Here is a 20213-nt window from a genome sequence, read left to right as displayed (position 1 = left end):
AGGTGTCGATGTTGAGGTACAAGCCGCTGAGCGGCCGCAGCCTCCGCGCTCGGACTCTGTCCGCGCAGAAGGTCGAGGCCGGAGTCGGCGGCAAGGTCCTTAACATAATGACTAGCCTCGGCATGCCGGTCTCCCGCAAGGCCACCTGAGCACCGGCTTCCAAACGGCAGAGGCCGTCAACACAACGAGTTCTGCACCAACGTCCCCAGCCGCACCAGTTTTCCAATGCGGCCGGGGAGCCCGCCGGATTACTTCACCAGCGGGCAACCGCCCTTGTCGATGGGTCGGTAGGCCTCGTTGCCCGGAATGGTGCTCAGCACCTTGTAATAATCCCACGGTCCCTTGGATTCAGCCGGGGTCTTCACCTGCATCAGGTACATGTCGTGGACCATGCGGCCGTCGGCGCGCAGCGTGCCGCCCTTGGCGAAAGCGTCGTTCACCGGCGTCTCGCGCATCTTCACCATCACCGCCTTGGCCTCGTCGGTGCCGGCGGCCTCGATGGCCTTCAGGTAATGGCGCACAGCGGAATAGCTGCCGGCCTGGATCATGCTGGGCATCTTGCCGGTCTTCGCCATATAGGCCTTGGCGAAGGCGCGGGCATCGTCGTCGCGGTCGGCGTTCCAGCCATCCATCAGCACCAGCCCCTGCGCCGCCTGCAGACCGAGGGAATGCACGTCGGTGGGGAACATCAGCAGGCTCGCCAGCGTCTGCCCACCCTGCGGTAGGCCGAACTCCTGCGCCTGCTTGATCGAATTGGCGGTGTCGCCGCCGGCATTGGCGAGTGCGATGACCTTGGCCCCGCTCGCCTGTGCCTGCAGCAGGTAGGAGGAGAAGTCGGCGGTGTTCAGCGGGTGGCGGACGGAGCCGGTGACCTTGGCGCCGTTGGCCTTCAGCACCTCGGTCAGCGACTGCTCCAGCGCATGGCCGAAGGCGTAATCCACGGTCAGGAAGTGCCAGCTGTCGCCCAGGATCTTGACACCCGCCTTACCCATGCCCTGGGCCAGCGCATAGGTGTCGTAGGTCCAGTGCGCCGTGGTCGGCGAACAGGCCTCCCCGGTCAGCTGTGCGGCACCGCCGCCGGAGATCAGGAAGACGCGGTTCTTGCGCTTGGTGATGTCCTGCACCGCCAGCGCGACGGAGGAGGTGGGGACGTCGACGATCACGTCCACCTGTTCGGTATCGATCCACTTGTTGACCAGCGCCGCGCCGATGTCCGGCTTGTTCTGGTGGTCGGCGAAGATCACCTCGACCGGCTTGCCGGCGACCTTGCCGCCCATCTCCTCCACCGCCATGCGCACCGCCTCGACCGATCCCATGCCGGTCGGGTCGGCATAGACGCCGGTCATGTCGTTCAGGACGGCGATCTTGACCTTGTCGTCGGAGATCTGGGCGTGAGCGGCCCCGGCGATCAGCGCGGCGGAACAGACACCGGCAGCCAAAAACCAGCGTTTCATGGATGTTTCCTCCCTGTTTGGTTTGTTTTTTCGGACGATCAGAAGGCGACGTTGTCACCGCCCTTGGTCTGCAGCATCGCCCGCGCCTCCTCCGGCGTGGCGATCTCCAGGCTCAATTCCTCCAGGATGCGGCGGATCTTGGTGACCTGTTCGGCGTTGGAGGTCGCCAGCTTGCCGCGTCCGGCATAGAGGCTGTCCTCCAGCCCGACCCGGACGTTGCCGCCGAGAATGGCGCTCAGCGTGACGAAGGACATCTGGTGGCGTCCGGCGGCCAGCACCGACAGGTAATAGTCGTTGCCGAACAGCCGGTCGGCCGTGGCCTTCATGTGCATCAGGTTTTCCGGATCGGGGCCGATGCCGCCGAGGATGCCGAAGATGCATTGCGTGAAGAAGGGCGGCTTGACGATGCCGCGGTCGGCGAAATGCGCAAGATTGTAGAGATGGCCGACGTCGTAGCACTCGAACTCGAACCGGGTGCCGACATCGCCCAACTCGCGCATGCCGCGCTCGATCTGGGCGAAGGTGTTGGACAGGATGAAGTCGGTGGTCGACTCCAGATAGGGCTTCTCCCAGTCGTGCTTGAAGCTGTCGAACTTCGCCGCGGCGCCGGAGATGTTGAAGTTCATCGATCCCATGTTCATCGACGCCACTTCCGGCTGCGCCCGCTTGGCTGCGGCCAGCCGCTCGTCCAGCGTCATGCCCAGCCCGCCGCCGGTGGTGATGTTCAGGATGGCGGCGGTCTGCTGCTTGATGCGCGGCAGGAACTCCATGAATAGGTCGGGCGAGGGGGAGGGCTTGCCGGTTTCCGGATCGCGGGCGTGCAGGTGGAGCATCGCCGCACCGGCCTCCGCCGCCGCCACGGCGTCGCGGGCGATCTCGTCCGGCGTGACCGGCAGATGGGGCGACATGGTCGGTGTGTGGATCGAGCCGGTCACGGCACAGGTGATGATGACCTTGTCGGCGCGCTTCATTGGGTGTCTCCTCCCTTGTTTTCCGTGATGTCGAGTGCGGTCAGGGGCCGGTGCGCAGGGCCCGGCGTTCCTGCTGGAGCGTCTCGATCAGCGCCAGGAGCAGCTGGTCGCGCTCCTGCGCCAGATCGGCCTGCGACCGGCCGTGCAGCGCCTCCCGCATGCCGGCGTTCAGCTGGCCGCGCAGCTCCGGGGTCAGCGCCGGGGTACCGAGATCCCGCCACCAGTCCTCCATCGCAGGACCGATATGGTCGAGGAAATGCGACATCCCGCCCGCACCGCCGGCGAGGTTGAAGATCATGTTCGGCCCCATGATCGCCCAGCGCAGGCCCGGCCCTTCCGCGATGGCGGTGTCCACATCCTCCACGCTGGCCAGCCCGGTGGCGACCGCATGGACCGCCTCGCGCCAGAGCGCCGCCTGGAGGCGGTTGGCGAGATGGCCGGGCACCTCCCGGTTCAGGCGGATCGGGCGTTTGCCGATTGCGCGGTAGAAGGCGATCAGCCATTCGACCGTGCCGGCCGTTGTGTCCCGGCCGCCGACTACCTCCACCAGAGGGATCAGGTGTGGGGGATTGAAGGGATGGCCGACGGCGAAGCGTCCCGGCACGCGGCATCCCTGCTGCAGCTCGCTCATGATCAGGCCGGAGGTGCTGGAGGCCACGATTGCATCGTCGTCCAACACCTCTTCCAGCGCGGCGTAGAGCGCGCGCTTGACGTCGTGTCGCTCCGGCGCGTTTTCCTGGACGAAGCGGGCGCCGCGCGCCGCGTCGCGCGGGTCGGTGTGGAAGCTCCACTTCTCCGGATCGGCGCCGGGGGCGAGGCCCAGCCGTTCCAGCGCCGGCCAGGATTCGGCGATCAGGCCGCGCACCACCACTTCCGCGGCGGGATTGGGGTCGCTGATGGCGACGCTCATCCCCCTGGACAGGAACAGCGCCGCCCAACTGGCGCCGATGGTGCCGGCGCCGATGACGGCGACGCGCCCAACTGCGTCAGGATCGGGGGCCACCGGCCCCTGAAGGTCCGATCGGGTGCCGGTTGGGTTGGCCGTAGCGTTGGCCCTGGGATCGAGTGTCATGGTCCTCCCCGGATATTCTTGTTTTGCCCAGGCCGTTCATCAGCAGGTCGATGGACTGGGCCGCGATGTCGCGGGCACTGAGGCCGCCGTTCGGCCGATATCAGCGGGCGATCCAGCTCAAGGCGCCGGCCACGGTAAAGGCGGCGATCTTCGGATCGCGGGGGGCGATGCAGCCCTCGGCGATGCCGCCATGGCCCATCAGGCCGTTGGAGACCTCGTCGAGCATCTCCAGCCCGATGCGCACGCACTCGAAGAGGATCTCCTCCTTGTTCCTGACGTTACAGTAGATGGTCGGCTTGGTGACATTCAGGCGCCGCGCGATGTCGTCCAGCGATGTGTTGTGAAAGCCTATCTCGTAGAGGGCCTGCGCCGCCGTCCAAAGTTTCCCGCATTGGAGCATCCTGCATCGCATCGTCGCTACGTTCCGGCACGCGGTCATCCTCCAGCCTTTGCATTCCCCTCCGCTTTCGTCCATCGCGCCGACAGCCGCAGCAGCCATGGCTGATTGATGGCTACGCGCAGTGTTGATAAGCGCATCAATTTACCGCATCCTACTCACAAGTAACATGCATTCCAACAAGTATGTTTGAGGTGCAAGCATAAGGAAGGATGAACGCATGGACGCCATCGCCTTGGCCCGGACCGACAGCATCGGCGCAGCGCCGGCCCGCAGCGCCCCGTGACCGATAACCTGAAATCCTACGCGGCGGCGAAGAGCGCCAACCGCTTCCCCGGCTTAGACAATGAAATCCAGGGACTCTATCGCGAGACCGTCGCGATGGGAGTGATCCGCCACTTCACCTATGTGGTCAGGGAGTGAAGACCCCCCCTGTGGAAATCGCCTGGGCGACAACCACCAATGCCTGCTCCAGATCGGACTTGGCAATGGTCAGCGGTGGGGACAGCGTCAGCACGCTGGCCTGCGAGATCTTCAGGCTGACACCTGCCGCGAGCGCCGCGTAGAAGGTCGCCTCCGCCCGGTCGGCAGCGCTGCGGCCGTCATGGTCGGCCAGTTCCACCCCGATCAGCAGCCCGGCCCCACGGATATCGGCGATGCCGGGCAGCGCTGCGGTCAGGTCGCGCAGACGATCCAGCGCGAAGGCACCAAGGTTTGCGGCGCGCTCTGTCAGCCCCTCGTCCCGGATGATGTCCAGGGTGGTGAGGCCGGCGCGGGCGAGCAGCGGATTCTTCTCGTGGGTGTAGTGGCCGAGCGCCCGGTCGGCGGCGACGTCCAACCCGGGGCGGGCGATCACCGCAGCCAGCGGCAGCATGGCGCCGCCCAACGCCTTGCCCAGCACCAGTATGTCCGGCTGCGCGCCGAACGGCTCGTGGCTGAACAGGCTGCCGGTCTTGCCGAGGCCGGTCGGGATTTCGTCGAAGATCAAGAGGGCGCCGGCCGCGTCGCATGCCCGCCGCACCTCCGCCCAGAATCCCGGCGGCGGCACATAGGGCACGGCACGCACCGGTTCCGCCACCACGGCCGCGACGTCGCCCTCCTTTTCCAGCACATAGCGCAGCATCCGTGCACAGGTCATCCGGCAGACGTCAAGGTCCGGACCGCCGCCGGGTGCCGGATCGAAGCCGTAGGGACAGCGGGCGCAGGCAAACGGCGCCACATGCTCGGTTCCCGCCAGCAAAGGCCCGATCCCATGGGAGCGGAACAGCGCCTCTCCCCCGACGCCGGACGCACCGAGACCGGCACCGTGGAAGGCATCCCAGAAGGAGACGGTCTTGAAGCGGCCGGTGGCGACGCGGGCCAGTTTCAGCGCGATCTCGATCCCTTCAGACCCGCCCGGTGCGAACAGCACGCGGCTGCCGGGGCCGGTCGGGGTGACTGCCGCCAGGCGTTCCGCCAACTCGGCCGCCGGTTCACAGGCGAAACGGCGCGGAGCGAAGCTAAGCTCGTCCATCTGCGTCTTGAGCGCCGTCACCAGCCGGGGGTGGGCGTAACCGATGTGATGGACGCTGTTGCCATGGAAATCCATGAAGCGGCGGCCGTCCATGTCCTCGATCCAGATGCCCTCGGCCTTGCGGATCGCGGACAGGCAGGGGGTGGACAGGGACTGTCTCAGGAAGGCGGCGGCATCCCGCTTCACCAGTGCGCGGGAGCGGGGTCCGAGGGCATCCGCCATCCAGCGTTCGCGCTGCGGCCCGAGGTTGATGTCGCCTTCGGAACGGTCGGCCTGCATCGCGTCATCCTTCTGTAAACCGGCCTTTCAGCCGGTGATCTTGCCGGAGCGTGCGGCGGCGCAGGCGTCGTGCAGCGCCGGTGAACAGGGGTCGACCCCGCCGAGACGGCCGGGCGCGAAGGGGGAAAGGTCCACCGACCCCGGCGTCGCCAGGACGGATGCCGCCACGGCCCGGCCGATGCCGCCTGATGCGGCGATGCCGGCGCCGCAACAGCCGGTGGCCATGAAGAGCCCCGGCATCTCCAGGACCGGCCCCAGCACGAACCGGCCATCGGCGGTGTAGGTGGACAGGCCGGAAACATAGTGGGCAATGCCGGCTTGCAGCAGTGGCGGACAGAGTCGCGCCAGCGCCTGCCAGCCCTCCTCCAGCGTCTGCCAGCCGCCGTCGGCATCGGCAAGGTCCAGTCCGGCCGTGTCGTCTGGAAGCCGGGCCGGATCGAAGGCCAACGACCGCCGTCCGCGCAGCCCGAACAGCAGAGCGCCCAGTTCCGGCCGGGCATAGGCGCCGGCATCGGGCATGACCAGCACCGGCAGGTTGCGGGGGAACAGGTCGGGGTGCTGTCCGGTGATCCAATACTGGCTGCGCACCGGCGCTTGCGGCAGCCCCACTCCGGCGGTCCAGGCCAGCCCGGCCGCCCAGGCGCCGGCGGCATTGACCACCATCGGGGCCGAGATGACGCCATGGTCGGTGTCGATGCCCGCGACCCGTCCACCCTCCACCCGGATCGCCTGCACCGACGGACCGGTCATGATCCGGACGCCGGCGCGGCGGGCCGACCGGCGGTAGGCATCGGCCAGCCGGACCGGATCGATGAAGCCGTCCAGCGGCATGAAGGCGGCGCGTTCGACGGCCTCCGCCGACAGGCAGGGCGCGAGGCGGGCGGCGCCGTCGCCGTCCAGCCAGTCGACCGGATCCGTGCTGTCGGTGACGAGGGTGCGCAGGGCCTCGACACGCGCAGGGCTGGCGGCGACATGCAGGGTGCCGACCCGCCGCAGTCCGAGATCCTCGTCCAGTTCCTCTTCCAGGCTCGTGATGGCGGCGTAGGTGTCGCGCACCAGTGCGGCCGTCGCCGCATCGCCGCGGGCGCGAGTCAGCAGGGCGGCGGCCCGCGCCGTCGCCTGGGTGGCCGGCGGATGACGATCGACCACCAGAACCGACCGGGCGGCAGGACCGAGCGCTTGCCCCAGCGCCCAGGCGACGGCCAACCCCAGGACGCCGGCGCCGACCACCACGATTTCCGAGCGGTCGAGGACTGGACCGGCCGTCACGGCTTCTCGCCGCGTGCCAGCCGAGCTTCGATGGCGTCGAGCAGTGGCAGCGCCTCGGCCAGCGATCGGACAACGTAATGGGCGCCGGCCCGAGCCAGCCGATCGGATGCGGTGGCATGCAGCGCATCGCGCCGTTCGGGCGCCAGGGCCTGCCAGTCGGCAAGCGGCAGGCCGACCTCGTTGCCGGTATCGGCCACCGCGATGGTCCACATGCCGGCGTTCAGCCCCTCTTCGACATCGACGATGGTGTCGCCGATCTTCACGCAGGCTTCCACCGGCGAGACCGACAGTTCGACCACGCAGCGCAAAGCCATCGCCGGACCGGGCCGGCCGGCCGGGGTCTCCCCGGCGCAAACGGTGATGTCGGGTTCATAGCCCTGCGATGCGGCGACGCGTTGCACCACCTCCATCACCGGGCGGGGGTAGCCGGTGGTCGAGCCGATCTTCAGCCCGCGCGCCCGCATGGCGGCGACCGTCTCCGCCGCACCGGGAATCACATCGGAATGCCGCTCCACCACCTCCACCTGCAGGGGCAGGAAGGTTTCGTAGAGGCGGTCGACATCGGCGTCGGTCGGGGCGGCGCCATGGACGGCGGTCCAGGCGTCGGTCACCGGCGCCATGCGGGTGATCGCCTGGATGTGATGCCATTTGGCCATCCCCATGGGGGCACGGGCCTGCTCCAGCGTGATGGTGACGCCGGAACGGCGGAACGCTTCCATGAAGGCGCCGGCCGGGGCGAGGCAGCCATGGTCCACCGTGGTTCCGGCCCAGTCGAGGATGACGGCCTGGAGCGGCCCGGTGTAGCGGCGCGAATAGACGAAGCTCATCGGATTTGGCTTTCGAACGGAAGGAGCGGTCAGGGGGTGCCGGAGGCGACGCCCATCTCCGACAGGGTGGTGCGGATGGCGGCGAGGGCGGCGGTCATCTCTTCCGCCCCCAGCCGGCCGATGCAGCCGATGCGGAAGCTGTCGGCCACCGTCAGCTTGCCGGGATAGATGACGAAGCCACACTCGCGCAGCCGGTCGTAGAAGTCGGCGAAGACGAAGGCCGGATCGGCCGGCATGCGGAAGGTGACGATGATCGGGGCCTGGAGGTGGTCCGGCAGAAGGGTTTCAAATCCCAGTGCCCGCATGCCCTCGATCAGGATGGCGGCGTTGGCGCGGTAGCGGGCGCCACGCCCCTCGATGCCACCTTCGGCCTCATGCTCGTCCAGCGCCTGGGCGAAGGCGGCGACCACATGGGTGGGCGGGGTGAAGCGCCACTGCGCGTTCGCCTCGAAGCCGCGCCACTGGTCGTGCAGGTCGAGCGACAGGGAATGGGCATTGCCCTTGGCCGCCTCCAGCGCGTCGCGGCGGGCGATGACGAAGCCCATGCCCGGCACCCCCTCCAGGCATTTGTTGGAGGATGCGGCGACCGCGACGGCGCCCAGCGCCGCCATGTCCAGGGGAAGCGCGCCGAAAGCGCTCATGGCGTCGATCAGCAGGGCGCGCCCGCGGGACCGGGTGACTTCCGCCACCGCCTCGATCGGGTTGAGGATGCCGGAGGTGGTCTCGCAGTGGACGACGGCGACATGGGTGATCGCCGGATCGGCATCCAGCGTCTCGGCCAGCGCGGCGGGCGACACCGGCAGGTCCTCCGCCGTCTCCAACGCAGTGACGGGTCGGCCGGCCACCTGGGCGATGCGGATCATGCGGGTGCCATAGGCGCCGTTGACCAGCACCAGCAGCCGGCCGGCGCCCGGCACCAGCGTGCCGATCATCGCCTCGACCGCGAAGGTGCCGGAACCCTGAACGGGCACCGCGACATGGCTGTCGGCGCTGCCGCCGGCCAGACGCACCAGCCGATCGCGGATGGCGGCGTTGAGGCCGATGAAGCGGCTGTCACGCGAGCCCCAGTCGCGCAGCATCGCCTGCTTGACGGTGACGGAGGTGGTTAGAGGGCCGGGGGTTAGCAGATAGGGCACAGGGTCAGGCATAGGGAAAATCCCAAAGGAGAAGGGAACCCGAACTGTCGGAATGGCCCCATGACGCCGGTTCGCCTATTATAAAGCCAATCCATTCGACCTATGGGTCCATAGATGAAATCAATGAACTTCGCCCAGCTTCGCGCCTTCCACGCGGTGGCGACGGAGGGGGGATTCACCAAGGCGGCACGCCTGCTGAACGTGACGCAGCCGACCTGTTCGCAGGAGGTGAAGGCGCTGGAGGAGACCTACGGCGTCACCCTGTTCGACCGCAGCAACCGTCAGGTGGCGCTGACCGAGGTCGGCACGGCGCTGTTCGCCGTCACTCGCCGCCTGTTCGCGGCGGAGCAGGAGGCGATGGAACTGCTGGCCGGGGTGCGGCATCTGGATGGCGGCACGCTGGCGGTGGGAGCGGACGGGCCGTTCCATGCGGTGCCGCTGATCGCCCGCTTCACCCGTGCCCATCCGGGGCCGACGGTGACGCTGGCGGTCGGCAATTCCCGCAGCATGCTGGAAGGGTTGATGGAAACGCGCATCGACGTTGCGGTGTTGGCCGACGTGCCGGGGGATTCGCGGCTTTATGTGCTGCCCCTGCGGCGCGATCCGGTGCGGGCGCTGGTGCCGAAGGCGCATCCGCTGGCGCGGCGCCGGGCGGTGGCGCTGACCGACTTGGCGACGGAGCGGCTGGTGCTGCGGGAACCGGGATCGATGACCCGCCGGCTGATCGAGCGGGCGCTGGCGGCGGCGGAGGTCACGCCCGCCGCCGTCATCGAGATTCAAAGCCGCGAGGCGGTGGTGGAGGCGGTGGCGGCGGGGCTTGGCATCGGCTTCACCTCCGCCGCCGAATTCACCGGCGACGGCCGGCTGGTCCTGCTGCCGATCGCCGGTGCCGAGGTCGAGATGGACGAATATGTGGTCTGCCTGCGCGAACGCCGCCGGCTGGCGGTGGTGCGGGCGTTTCTTGATCTGGCGCGGGAGGTGGCGGCCGAGGCCGGCGGGCTCAGCGGCGCCGCCATGCCTGGGTCCGTGCCTGCAACGCCCGCGACAGCAGGGCATGCAGCGCCCGCACCGCGGCGGAGGTGAGCACGATCATCATCGCCATGGCGGCGGCCCCCGCCACCTCGCCGGCGTCGTCCATGTTCAGCACGGCGACCGAGGCCGGCTTGGTTTCCGGGGAATAGAGGAAGACCACCGCAGACACCGTGGTCATCGCATTGACGAAGAAGTAGATGGCGATGTCGAGGATGGCCGGCAGGCACAAAGGCACCGTGACCCGCAGGAAGGTTGACCACACCGGCACCTTCAGACTGGCCGACACCGCTTCGAATTCGGCATCCAGCTGCTTCAGGGCGGTGACGGCGGTCAGGTGGCTGACGGTGTAGAAATGCGCCACCGTCGCCAGCACCAGGATCGCCATGCCGTGATAGAGCCAGCCCAGCGGGTTCCACGGCGCGTTGAAGAAGAAGATGTAGGCCAGCCCCAGGACCATGCCAGGCACCGCCAGCGGCAGGATCGCCATCAGCCGGACCGTCCCCTTCATCGCCGCGCGTCCCGGTGCCCGCTCCACCAGCCAGGCGCCGGTGAAAACGATGGCGGTCCCGACCAGCGCGGTCCAGAAGGCCAGGATCAGGCTGTTGGCGTAGCTGCTCCAGCCTGCCGCGTCGAACTGGGCGAAGTCGTAGTTCGCCAGCGTCGGCGTCAGGTTATAGGGCCAGAAGGTGACGATGGAGGCGAAGCCCGCCACACCGAGCAGGCCCAGCAGCAGGCCGCCGATCAGCGTGCAGAACAGCAAGGCCAGCCGGTCGCCGACCGGGCTCACCCGCGGCTGGAACGGCACCGAGCGGGCGGACAGCAGAGCCATCTGCCGGCGCTGGCCGAACCAGTCGGCGATAAAGGCCAGCACCGCCGGCAGAAGCAGGACGATGCCGACCACCGCCCCCATGCCGAAATTCTGCAGGCCCACCACCTGCTTGTAGACGTCGGTCGCCAGCATGTTGGTGGAGCCGCCGATCACCTTGGGCACGCCGAAATCAGTGACCACCAGCGTGAACACCACGAAGATGGCGGAGATCAGGCCATAGCGCACGCCGGGTAGGGTTATGGTGGCGAAGCGCTTCCAGGCGCCGGCGCCCAGCGCCTCAGCCGCCTCATAGAGCCGGGCGTCGGAGGTCGACAGCGCCACGGTCAGGATCATCACCGCATGCGGGAAGGTGTAGAAGACCTCGCCCATCACGATGCCGATGGGGCCATAGATGCTCTCGCCCATCAGCAGGCCGCGCAGGATGCCCTTGTTCCCGAACAGATAGACGAGCGCGATGGCCGGCAGCAGCGATGGCGCCAGCAGTGGGATCTGCGCCAACAGCCGGAACAGCCCCTTGCCCGCCATATGGGTGCGGGTGAGGCAGAAGGCGTAGAGGAAGGCCAGCGCCACCGTGATGGCCGTGGTCAGCAGCGACAGCGTCAGGGTGTTGACCACCGACCGCACCAGCGTAGGCGCCTCCAGGAAGGCGGCGAAGTTGGCGAGTCCGACGAAAGCGCCGTCGCGATCATAGACGCTGCGCAGGAACACCGCACACAGCGGCAGCAGGACGAACAGCGCCAGGAACAGCGCGATTCCGCCCATTCCCATCCCGAAAAGCCAACGTTCGCCCGGCTCCACCGGCCGGCCGGATTGGCGGCCGAATTGGCGAACGGTGAAGAAGGCCGGCTTTGCCGTCTCAGCTTTGACGAGGCTCATCGCACGGCCTCGAACACGCGCAGCCGCTCGCGCGGCAGGGTCACCGCCAGCCGGCGGCCAGACTCCAGCGAGAGGTCGCGCACCAGATTGGCCGACAGGTCGGCGGTGACGCGGGCCTCGCCCAACCCGTCGGCGGCCAGCCGGGCACGGTGGAAGGGGCCGAGGAATTCCAGGCTTTCGATCACCGCCTCCAGTGTGTTGGCGCCGCCGGCCGCGCGCACCTGCACGTCCTCCGGCCGCAGGCAGACGGTCACGGCGGCACCGGGGGCTGTAGACGCCAGATCGTCGCCATCGCACTCGAAGCCGCACTCGAAACCATGGTCACCCAGCCGCACCCGTCCCGGCGCCTCCAGCACGCCCGGCAGGAAGTTCATCGCTCCGACGAAATCGGCGACGAAGGGGCTGGCTGGCCGGCGATAGACCTCGTCGGGCGCGCCGACCTGTTCGATCACGCCGTTGTTCATCACCACGATGCGGTCGGCCATGGTCAGCGCCTCCTCCTGGTCGTGGGTGACCATGATCGTGGTGATGCCCAGCCGGCGGTGCAGCTCGCGGATCTGGCGCCGCAGATGCAGCCGCACCCGCGCGTCCAAGGCCGACAACGGCTCGTCCAGCAGAAGCAGGCCGGGGGAAGGCGCCAGCGCGCGGGCCAGCGCCACCCGCTGCTGCTGGCCGCCGGAAAGCTGCGCTGGATATTTCGGTCCGGCGTCGGGCAGGCCGACCAGCGCCAGCAACCCCTCCACCCGCGCCCGTTCGGCGGCCCGGCCGAGCTTCAGGCCATAGGCGACGTTCCTGTGCACGGTCAGGTTCGGGAACAGCGCATAGGATTGGAAGACGATGCCGTAATCGCGCGCCGACGGCGGCAGGCGCGACACGTCGCGGTCGCCCAGCCACACCGCTCCGCCGCTCTGCGGGTCGAGCCCGGCGATCACCCGCAAAAGCGTGGTCTTGCCACAGCCGGACGGCCCGAGGAAGCAGATGAACTCGCCGCGCCGGATGTCGAGCGATACGCCCTTCAACGCGATGAAGGTCCCGAAATTTTTGACGATGGAGTCCAGGCGGAGATGGGGCTCGGCGGTCATTGGCGGACTGTCCCGGCGGAAAACGGAAAGAACGGGCGGGCGCCCACGGCACCCGCCCGTCGGCTCGACCAGGTTTTTCCCTGGCCTCAGCTCTTCGGTTCGGATTTGGCGCCGTAGCGCTTTTCCCAATCCGCCAGGATGCGGTCGCGGTTGGCGGCGGCCCAGGCGAAGTCGTTGGTCTTGATCATCGCCGGCTCCGCGTTCTTCGGATAATTCGGCGTCTCCTTGGTCACGCCGGGATGGGCGGTGACCTGATAGAAGTTCACATATTCCTCGTTCGCCTTGCGGCTCGCCGCCCAGTCGGCGAGCGCCTTGGCGGCCTCGGCCTTTTGGGTGCCCTTGACGATGGCCGTCGCCTCCATCTCCCAGCCCACGCCTTCGGAGGCCAGGATCACGTCGATCGGCGCACCTTTGGTCTTCTGCTGGGCGCCGGTGTATTCGATCGAGATGCCGATGGGATATTCGCCGGCCGCCGCCATCTTGCAGGGCTTGGAGCCCGAATGGGTGTAGAGCGCGACGTTGTCGTTCAGCTTGTCCATGTAGGACCAGCCCTTGTCCGCCCCCATGGTCTGCAGCCAGCCGGACACAGCCAGGAAGCCGGTGCCGGACGAGGCCGGGTTCGGCATGACGATCTGGCCCTTGTATTCCGGCTTCAGCAGGTCGGCCCAGGAGGTCGGCTTCGGCAGCTTCTTCTTCTCGGCCTCGACCGTGTTGAAGCAGATCGCCGCCATCCAGGCATCCATCCCGACCCAGGCCGGCGGGGTCTTGGCGTCGCGGAAGCTCGGCTTGAGCGCCTCGGCCCCCTTGGGCTGGTAGGGCATCAGCATGCCCTGGGCATCCAGGATCATCAGGCTGGAGGCGGCGAGGCCCCACACCACGTCGGCCTTGGGATTGTCCTTCTCGGCCAGCAGCTTGGCGGTGACGACGCCGGTGGAATCGCGCACCCATTCGATCTCGATGCCGGGGTTGTCAGCCTCGAACGCCTTCTTGTAAGGGGCGAGCTGTTCATTCTCCAGAGCGGTGTAGACGGACAGGCGGGTGGCTGCCCCGGCTTCAGCGGCGGACGCGACGGCGGCCAGCAGCGCAAGCGCACAAGTCCCAAGCAGAGTGGTGCGGCGGATCATCATGGAGCTCCCGTGGTCGAATGGGCGGAGTTTAGAGACGTCCTGGAGTGGCGTGTTTGCCGCGGGAGCGGCAGTTGCCCGCCGCCCCGTTACAGGAAGCCTCTCTACGCCCAAGCGCCCGTTCACTCCCGTTAAGCTTTGGTGACTCCCAGGTGGGAATGTCCTCGCCTCACCGGCGATCGCGTTGCAAAGGCGGCCGGACCTCCGCGACCACCGTCAAGCTTTGCAACGGAACCAGTCTTCATCGTGTCCTCCCCGTGGCGTTTCTCATGGGGTAATGCGGACGGTCTTGCGGCGGATGATCTCCTCCGGCGCGGGGACCAGACGAAGTCCGAGCAGGTGCAGGACGGATCCCATCAGCCCCTCGGTCTGGCGCAGCGCCAGCCGGAACACGGCGCGCAACATGAGCGCGGTGGTGATAGCGAGGTCCGAATAGCTTGCCTGTCCACCCGGCATTCGGCGCGCCGCCGCCTTCCACCCCTCGAGCGCCTCTTCCGAAAACCAGACCGTCGGGCTGCCGTGCTGACACAGGGCAGCGTCATACTCGGACCAATTCGTCACGGTGCGCTTCGTTCGCGGAATGTGATGGCGACGAGCGGCATTGGCCTTGTGCGGCATAGCGGACAGCCAGATCGGAGCGTGACCTATGACACCCACCGCATCCATGCAACACGGCGAAGCCGATCCACAAGCCATGTAGCCTTGATGAATAAAGGGCGGCTACAGCCGTGACTGCAGACGATGCCTTTGCCGTGTCAACGCCGCCGGAGGCTGTCCGTGTCGCGCTCGGCGCTCCGAAGGACCGCCAGGGTCTGCGCGAGGCATTGCGGCAAGTGGCCGACCTTCTGGCCGAAGCACCTGCCACATCGTCCGTGATTGTATGAATTCCGTCGGCACATTGCATGCATTTGGGTTGACATTGCAGGCATCATCGGAGCATACGATCGCGCATTGCATGCAGGCCTTGCTTGCCATTGCCTCCCGAAGGAACACGCGATGTCATCCGAACAGGAGTGGCCGCCTCTTCCCCCTCTCGGCACCGGTCTGCGTGGTCACTGCCCACGCTGCAGCCAGGGTCATCTGTTCAGCGGCTTTCCAAAGCTGCGCTCCCACTGCGAGGTCTGTGGTCTGGACCACTCCTGCGCCGATCCTGCTGACGGCCCCGCCTTCTTCGTCATCTGCCTCGTCTGCATTCCCACGGTCATCCTGGCGCTTTGGATCGAGGCAAAGTTTAAGCTCCCTTACTGGGTGCACCCCGTCACGACCCTGCCGTTCCTGTTGCTGACCTGTATTCCGCTCTTGCGGCCGTTGAAGGGTTGGCTGGTGGCCCGCCGGTACTTCTACAAGGCCGAGGAAGCCCGTTTCGGTACGGCCGCGCCAACCCAGCCGCTTGCGGCCCCGCCCGCAGAAAAAGACTCGCGCTCGACCTGACTGCCGTCAGGCTCCTCTGACGACAGCTAGGGTCATAACTTGGAGATGTTCAAAATGTATGATTGGTTTCCTTTGGTCTTCTTTCCATTCAAGATTATCGTGTTAGGCACGGGCATGTTCTTCGCCATCAAGTGGCATCACGATCAAGCGAAGAAGGAGCGAGCGAAGAAGAATAATGAAACCAGCAGACCGTAAGTGTCCGCCGAACACACACTTGAGCTCACGGTCGAGACCTCGGATATCGAAGCCTTGTTGCTATGGATGGACTGGGCTTCGGCGAGGCTCGACCTGACGCTATGGGTGACACCGGAGGCGATCAGCTTCGACGCGCGGTCGGCCCGGACCAGGATGCGGCCCATGTGCGGGTCCTTGTAGAGATCCTCGACCGGCCCGTGGCCGCCGGGCATGACCACCGCGTCATAGGTGTCCACGTCGATTTCCGCCAGGACCTGCGGCTGCTCCAGCCGCGCCGCGCTGCGGGCGAGATAGCCGCGGTAATGATCGGCCGCTTCGCGCCCGGCGTCGCGATGTCGACCTGAAAGCCGGCCTGGATCAGGGTTTCGTCGACGACGACGAACTCCTCGGCCCAGACGCCGCTCTCATAGATCGAGCCGTCGCTTCGGGTCCATTTGTCCGCCGCAGACAGGACCATCAGGATGCGTGTCATCACGGCTTTCCGTCTTGCTTGGCTTGGGGACGGGGCTCAGATGTTCTGGCCGCCGGAGACCTCGATGCGCTGGGCGGTGACCCAGCGGTTGTCGGGACCGAGCAGGCTCGCCACCGCCGGGCCGATGTCGTCAGGCACCCCGACACGGCCCAGCGCGGTCATCGTCGCGAAAGCCTCGTTGTAGGCCGGGGTGTCGCGCACCGCCCCGCCGAGAAAGTCGGTCTCGATGGCGCCGGGTGCCACCGCGTTGGCGGTGATGCCGCGGGCGCCGAGTTCCTTGGCCAGATAGAGCGTCAGGATCTCGACGGCGCCCTTGGCCGCCGAATAGGCCGAGAAGCCGGGATAGGACACCCGGGTCAGGCCGGAGGAGAAATTCACGATCCGGCCGCCGTCCGCCAGCAGCGGCAGCAGGGCCTGAGTCAGGAAGAAGACGCCCTTCACATGGACGTTGAAGAGCATGTCGAACTGCGCCTCGCTGGTTTCGGCGAAGGCGGCCATCTCCCCGTGGCCGGCGTTGTTGATCAGATGGTCGAAGCGGTCGCGGCCCCAGCCTTCCAGGGTGGAACGGACGCGTCCAGCGAAGTTGGGGAAGCCGGAGATATCGGCGGTGTCGAGCTGCAACGCCGCCGCCCGCCGTCCGAGCGCCCGGATTTCCGCCAGGACGGCGTCGGCCTCCGCGGCCTTGCTGCGGTAGGTGAGGATCACGTCGCCGCCGCGCCGGGCGATGCCGAGGGCGGTGTTGCGGCCGAGGCCGCGGCTGCCGCCGGTCACGATTGAAATGGTGGACATTGCACGTCTCCCGTTGCCGGATGTGTGTGAGTGGGTAGGGGCAGGGCCGCTGCGGAGCCGTCTCCGCCCCGGTGCAGGCGGATCAGCGCCCAGCCGCAGGCACTCTCGAGTAAGAAGGTCGCGGTGGCGCTGAGCAGGGCCACCGCGCTGTTGAGCAGCGCCATCCCGCGGAGCTGCAGCCGGACCTGCCGGCCGGCGAGCACGACCGCCGCCTCGGGGTCGGCATATTGCAAAGCGATGCGGTCGTCTCCGGCGCCGACCGAAGCACGGAAGTCGCGCCATTGGGCGATCGCCAGATTGAAGCGAGTGGTGGCTCCGTTCTGCAGGATGGCGCAAGCATTGGTCAGGATGGCCGGGCCGGCGATGAACGACAGCGAGGCGAAGGGATCTTCGAACATCGTGGAGTTCCAGGACCGGACATCGGTTGCGCGGACGTCAATTGCGGAAGATGGACACGGAATGCCGCCGGCAGGAGGCGGGCCATCACCTGTCCGCCATGCCTGGGCGGCAGCGATCGCGTGTTTGCACCCCCTTGATATCCTGCCACTTGCCCCTTGGGAACGACTTCATTTATGTATCGTCCATACCTTTCAGGCATGGACCTGGCGGGATGGAACTGGCAGGCGTCGCACAGGATGGAACTCCGTCACCTCCGCTACTTCGTCGCCGTGGCCGAGGAGGGGAGCCTCACGGTCGCCGCTGAACGGCGTCTGCACACGGCGCAGCCGTCACTGAGCCGCCAGCTGCGCGACCTGGAGCAGGAGGTCGGCGCCCAGCTCCTGGTGCGAAGCTCCCGCGGCGTCGAGCTAACGCCGGCCGGACGCGTCTTCCTGGATCATGCGCGCGTGACCTTGCAGGCGGCGGCCGACGCGGTCGCCGCGGCGCGGCGGGTCGTCAGGCCGCCCAAATCCAGCTTCTCGGTAGGCTTCCTGACCGGCCAGGAGGTCGAATGGCTGTCGCACGTCACTCACGTGCTGCGGGGGCAGTTGAAGGACATCGACTTCCGGATCTCGAGCGACTTCTCGCCCGACATCGGCGAGGCCATCCAGCGAGGCGAGATCGATCTCGGCTTCTGCCGGCTCGAACCGCAGCCGGACGTCTCCTACAAGGTCATCGCGCATGAGCCGATCCTGGTCATCCTACCGCGGGACCATCCCCTGGCCGCCTGCTCCGCCATCGACGTGCGCGACATCGATCCGGACTCCTTCATCGGCTACACCGACACCCCACATGTGCTACGCGACATCGTGGACCGCTATCTGCGGGAGCGTGGCGTGGTCGTATCGCCGGTCCACGCGCTGGACGGCATCGCCACCGGGATCTCGCTGGTGGCGTCCACCGGTGGAGTCACGCTGCTGCCTGCCTATGTGGAACCCTTGCTGCCGCGCTCTCTGGTCAGCCGGCCGCTCACCGGCAACGCGCCTGTGATCGAGATCGCCGCAGGCTATCGAGCGGACAATCCCTCGCCCATCCTGCAGGTCTTCCTGAAGAGCATCGACCAGCTCATCGCGTCGAGAACAAAATTGCTGATCGCTTAGCCCGCGAAACTATTCAGGCGTGAACGTGACCCTGCGGGCGGCGGGCACGAGGTTAAGACGCTGAACTCGTATAAGATTCTGGCGCTGAGGCAGTCTCAGAACGGATCAACGGAGTTCCATTGATGACATCGAGGACCGCGTCCACGGTGCCCAGCAGGTCTCGCTGTTCCACGCCCACTACGACGGGCGCTGCTTCCTGCCGATGCACATCTACGAGGCGACCACCGGCAAGCCGGTCGCCGTCATCCTGCGCCCCGGCAAGACGCCGGACGGCTCCGAGGTGGCGCTGGTGCTGCGCCACGTCGTGCGGGCCATCCGTGCCCGATGGCCGCGCGTCGTTATCCTGGTGTGCGGCGACAGCCACTACGGCCGCCATCGGGCCATGGGTTAGGGCGTGTCGTCAGTTAAGGGATTCCCAGCGGGCGGAATGCGTGATTCATAGAGGGTCGGCTGACGGGAGGGCCGACCGATGCGACGCTATGCTTTGCGCGATGACCAGTGGGAGCGGATCCAAGATTTTCTGCCGGGGCGCACCGGGCATGTCGGCGGCACGGCGAAGGATAACCGCCTGTTCGTCGACGCGGTGTTGTACCGTTACCGGGCGGGCATTCCGTGGCGCGATCTCCCCGCCCGTTTCGGCGACTGGAAGAACACCCACCGCCGTTACCGCCGCTGGTGCGAAAGCGGCGTGTTCGAACGCGTTTTCAAGGCCCTGGCCGAGGGCAGTGACAACGAATACATGATGCTCGACGCGACCGTCGTCCGCGCCCACCAGCACAGCACCGGGGCCCGCAAAAAAGGGGGGCCGAGCAAGCCATAGGCAGCTCCCGCGGCGGGCTGACGACGAAAATCCATGCCGTCGTGGACGCCTTGGGCAACCCGGTGGCGATCGCCCTGACCGCCGGTCAGGTTTCCGACTTCAGCCAAGCCCTGCCGTTGCTCGCACAGGTCGCTCCCCGGGCCGTCATCGCCGACAAGGCCTACGACGGTGACGCCGTGATCACCGCCTTGGCCGAGCGCGGCATCGTCCCCGTCATCCCCTCCAAGGCGAATCGGCGGATCGCCCGCGACACCGACTTCGCCTTGTACCGCGAACGCAATCTCGTCGAGCGATTCTTCAACAAGCTGAAAGGCTTCCGGGCCATCGCCACCCGCTACGACAAGCTTGCCAGCACCTTTCTGGCCGCCGTTTACCTCGTCTCGGCGGTCATCTGGCTCAACTGACGACACGCCCTAGTGCGAACGAAACCGCGTCGGCTACGTTTTTGGCTTGGGCGGCAACACGGGTCTGCTCGGGGGGGTCACCGACTTGGCCGAGGACGCCGCGATGGGCTGGCTCGCCGGCGAGGCGAACAGGGTCCGGCGCTTCGGCAGGTTTCGTTATGCCGCCCGCACCTGGAAGGTCGAGCGCCGGGCGATCGCCCGGGTCGGAACGTGTCAACGCGAATGAGACAGCCGAGATTTGAGTTCAATCTCGGGAAACTTGGGTGATCGGAGGCGCCAGCAAACTGGTTGCCGCGTCCGTCCGCTTGCAGGATGCCGGCGGGCTCAGGTCGCACAAGGACCTTCCATCCCGCCCTGTGGGGCGGGTCCCTCGAGAAGAGCCTTGCCCTCCCCCTCGCGCGCCGGCGTGTTGGATGGCAGGCCGGGACGGCGGGATCGCCGATCTCCAGCCGAACACCGGGATGACAGGACTGAGCATCAGCTCGCCTTCGGCTCGGCCGGCGGGTTGATCCACACGGCGGCTGGCGGTGCCGGCGCTTCAGGCGTAAGCGAGGCGTGATCGCACCGGATCAGGCGTTGACAGCGGGCTTCCAGTTCCAGGGGAGGAGATCGGCGAGGCGGCTGGCGGGGTAGCCGTTCACCATGCGCTCCAGGACGTCGCGCAGGTAGGCGAACGGCTCGACACCGTTGAGCTTGCAGGTCT

At 67.3% G+C, this 20213-nt stretch carries 23 protein-coding genes and 2 pseudogenes; 9 read left to right on the top strand and 16 right to left on the bottom strand.

From position 1 onward, the window contains the following. Positions 1–149, top strand: a pseudogene (locus tag TSO5_RS15435) (IS5/IS1182 family transposase); the annotation flags it as partial. A 99-nt stretch (positions 150–248) separates the two neighbouring features. Here TSO5_RS15435 and TSO5_RS15430 read toward each other — a convergent pair. From TSO5_RS15430 to TSO5_RS32950, 4 genes are all read right to left on the bottom strand, one after another. After that, positions 249–1454, bottom strand: coding sequence for an ABC transporter substrate-binding protein (locus TSO5_RS15430; RefSeq protein WP_109152388.1), 1206 nt, complete (start codon positions 1452–1454; stop codon positions 249–251). Positions 1455–1492: 38 nt separating this feature from the next. Then, the gene (locus tag TSO5_RS15425; RefSeq protein ID WP_109152387.1) at positions 1493–2425 is read right to left on the bottom strand and encodes a 3-keto-5-aminohexanoate cleavage protein; all 933 of its coding nucleotides are present in this window, start codon (positions 2423–2425) and stop codon (positions 1493–1495) included. 40 nt (positions 2426–2465) lie between these two features. After that, positions 2466–3497, bottom strand: a complete 1032-nt coding sequence (locus TSO5_RS15420) for a 3-hydroxyacyl-CoA dehydrogenase NAD-binding domain-containing protein (protein ID WP_109152386.1) — start codon at positions 3495–3497, stop codon at positions 2466–2468. Positions 3498–3597: 100 nt separating this feature from the next. Continuing rightward, positions 3598–3897, bottom strand: coding sequence for a TetR/AcrR family transcriptional regulator (locus TSO5_RS32950; protein ID WP_199230911.1), 300 nt, complete (start codon positions 3895–3897; stop codon positions 3598–3600). Positions 3898–4176: 279 nt separating this feature from the next. On the opposite strand from TSO5_RS32950, the gene TSO5_RS32725 reads away from it, so the two are divergent. Further along, a complete protein-coding gene (locus TSO5_RS32725; protein ID WP_158282421.1) occupies positions 4177–4317 on the top strand; it encodes a hypothetical protein in 141 nt (46 codons plus the stop codon). Here TSO5_RS32725 and TSO5_RS15410 read toward each other — a convergent pair. Genes TSO5_RS15410 through TSO5_RS15395 form a run of 4 tightly spaced genes read right to left on the bottom strand, consistent with a single transcriptional unit; the run spans position 4307 to position 8930 of the window. Further along, a complete protein-coding gene (locus TSO5_RS15410; RefSeq protein ID WP_109152385.1) occupies positions 4307–5686 on the bottom strand; it encodes an aspartate aminotransferase family protein in 1380 nt (459 codons plus the stop codon). The two genes, TSO5_RS32725 and TSO5_RS15410, sit on opposite strands and share 11 nt — an antisense overlap. A gap of 27 nt (positions 5687–5713) precedes the next feature. Next, positions 5714–6955, bottom strand: a complete 1242-nt coding sequence (locus TSO5_RS15405; RefSeq protein WP_109152384.1) for an FAD-binding oxidoreductase — start codon at positions 6953–6955, stop codon at positions 5714–5716. Next, on the bottom strand, positions 6952–7782 hold the full coding sequence (phnX, locus tag TSO5_RS15400) for a phosphonoacetaldehyde hydrolase (RefSeq protein WP_109152383.1): 831 nt from the start codon (positions 7780–7782) through the stop codon (positions 6952–6954). Before phnX ends, TSO5_RS15405 begins: the two co-directional genes overlap by 4 nt. Before the next feature lie 29 nt (positions 7783–7811). After that, entirely contained in the window at positions 7812–8930 is a 1119-nt protein-coding gene (locus tag TSO5_RS15395) for a 2-aminoethylphosphonate--pyruvate transaminase (protein WP_109152382.1), read from the bottom strand. 102 nt (positions 8931–9032) lie between these two features. Between TSO5_RS15395 and TSO5_RS15390 the strand changes: the two genes are divergently transcribed. Beyond that, the gene (locus TSO5_RS15390) at positions 9033–10001 is read left to right on the top strand and encodes a LysR substrate-binding domain-containing protein (RefSeq protein WP_109152381.1); all 969 of its coding nucleotides are present in this window, start codon (positions 9033–9035) and stop codon (positions 9999–10001) included. Here TSO5_RS15390 and TSO5_RS15385 read toward each other — a convergent pair. From TSO5_RS15385 to TSO5_RS15370, 4 genes are all read right to left on the bottom strand, one after another. Next, entirely contained in the window at positions 9919–11655 is a 1737-nt protein-coding gene (locus TSO5_RS15385) for a putative 2-aminoethylphosphonate ABC transporter permease subunit (RefSeq protein WP_109152380.1), read from the bottom strand. The genes TSO5_RS15390 and TSO5_RS15385 overlap by 83 nt on opposite strands. Then, positions 11652–12737 carry a putative 2-aminoethylphosphonate ABC transporter ATP-binding protein gene (locus TSO5_RS15380; protein WP_109152379.1) on the bottom strand — a complete coding sequence of 362 codons (1086 nt, stop codon included), beginning with the start codon at positions 12735–12737 and terminating at the stop codon, positions 11652–11654. Before TSO5_RS15380 ends, TSO5_RS15385 begins: the two co-directional genes overlap by 4 nt. Before the next feature lie 86 nt (positions 12738–12823). Next, positions 12824–13864 carry a putative 2-aminoethylphosphonate ABC transporter substrate-binding protein gene (locus tag TSO5_RS15375; protein WP_199230910.1) on the bottom strand — a complete coding sequence of 347 codons (1041 nt, stop codon included), beginning with the start codon at positions 13862–13864 and terminating at the stop codon, positions 12824–12826. Positions 13865–14128: 264 nt separating this feature from the next. Then, complete coding sequence (locus TSO5_RS15370) at positions 14129–14479, bottom strand: transposase (protein WP_282183516.1); 351 nt, start codon at positions 14477–14479, stop codon at positions 14129–14131. Positions 14480–14857: 378 nt separating this feature from the next. Here TSO5_RS15370 and TSO5_RS15365 point away from each other — a divergent pair, with 378 nt between their 5' ends. Further along, positions 14858–15292 (top strand): DUF983 domain-containing protein, encoded by a 435-nt coding sequence (locus TSO5_RS15365; protein WP_109152377.1) that lies wholly within the window; start codon positions 14858–14860, stop codon positions 15290–15292. Between the two features lie 143 nt (positions 15293–15435). Here the strand turns inward: TSO5_RS15365 and TSO5_RS32720 are convergent, their stop codons facing one another. The 3 genes from TSO5_RS32720 to TSO5_RS15345 form a co-directional block, all read right to left on the bottom strand. Continuing rightward, on the bottom strand, positions 15436–15723 hold the full coding sequence (locus TSO5_RS32720; protein WP_158282420.1) for a hypothetical protein: 288 nt from the start codon (positions 15721–15723) through the stop codon (positions 15436–15438). Between the two features lie 272 nt (positions 15724–15995). Continuing rightward, the gene (locus TSO5_RS15350; RefSeq protein WP_109152374.1) at positions 15996–16748 is read right to left on the bottom strand and encodes an SDR family oxidoreductase; all 753 of its coding nucleotides are present in this window, start codon (positions 16746–16748) and stop codon (positions 15996–15998) included. Next, positions 16727–17146 carry a hypothetical protein gene (locus TSO5_RS15345; RefSeq protein WP_109152373.1) on the bottom strand — a complete coding sequence of 140 codons (420 nt, stop codon included), beginning with the start codon at positions 17144–17146 and terminating at the stop codon, positions 16727–16729. The genes TSO5_RS15350 and TSO5_RS15345 overlap by 22 nt, the downstream gene beginning before the upstream one ends. 237 nt (positions 17147–17383) lie before the next feature. Between TSO5_RS15345 and TSO5_RS15340 the strand changes: the two genes are divergently transcribed. The 5 genes and pseudogenes from TSO5_RS15340 (at position 17384) to TSO5_RS15325 (ending at position 19736) form a co-directional block, all read left to right on the top strand. Further along, entirely contained in the window at positions 17384–18286 is a 903-nt protein-coding gene (locus TSO5_RS15340) for a LysR substrate-binding domain-containing protein (protein WP_109152389.1), read from the top strand. Between the two features lie 118 nt (positions 18287–18404). Further along, positions 18405–18659 (top strand): annotated as a pseudogene (locus TSO5_RS15335) (transposase); the annotation flags it as partial. Positions 18660–18755: 96 nt separating this feature from the next. Then, complete coding sequence (locus tag TSO5_RS33335; protein ID WP_247870782.1) at positions 18756–19106, top strand: IS5 family transposase; 351 nt, start codon at positions 18756–18758, stop codon at positions 19104–19106. After that, positions 19022–19510 carry an IS5 family transposase gene (locus tag TSO5_RS33330; protein WP_247870783.1) on the top strand — a complete coding sequence of 163 codons (489 nt, stop codon included), beginning with the start codon at positions 19022–19024 and terminating at the stop codon, positions 19508–19510. The genes TSO5_RS33335 and TSO5_RS33330 overlap by 85 nt, the downstream gene beginning before the upstream one ends. A gap of 85 nt (positions 19511–19595) precedes the next feature. Further along, positions 19596–19736 (top strand): transposase, encoded by a 141-nt coding sequence (locus TSO5_RS15325; protein ID WP_247870781.1) that lies wholly within the window; start codon positions 19596–19598, stop codon positions 19734–19736. Positions 19737–20079: 343 nt separating this feature from the next. Here TSO5_RS15325 and TSO5_RS15320 read toward each other — a convergent pair. Further along, the coding region (locus tag TSO5_RS15320) for a transposase domain-containing protein (RefSeq protein WP_146203739.1) at positions 20080–20213 on the bottom strand (134 nt) is incomplete at its 5' end.

Source organism: Azospirillum sp. TSO5, from assembly GCF_003116065.1.
Taxonomy (GTDB): domain Bacteria; phylum Pseudomonadota; class Alphaproteobacteria; order Azospirillales; family Azospirillaceae; genus Azospirillum.
This window is presented reverse-complemented; position numbering and strand designations above follow the sequence as displayed.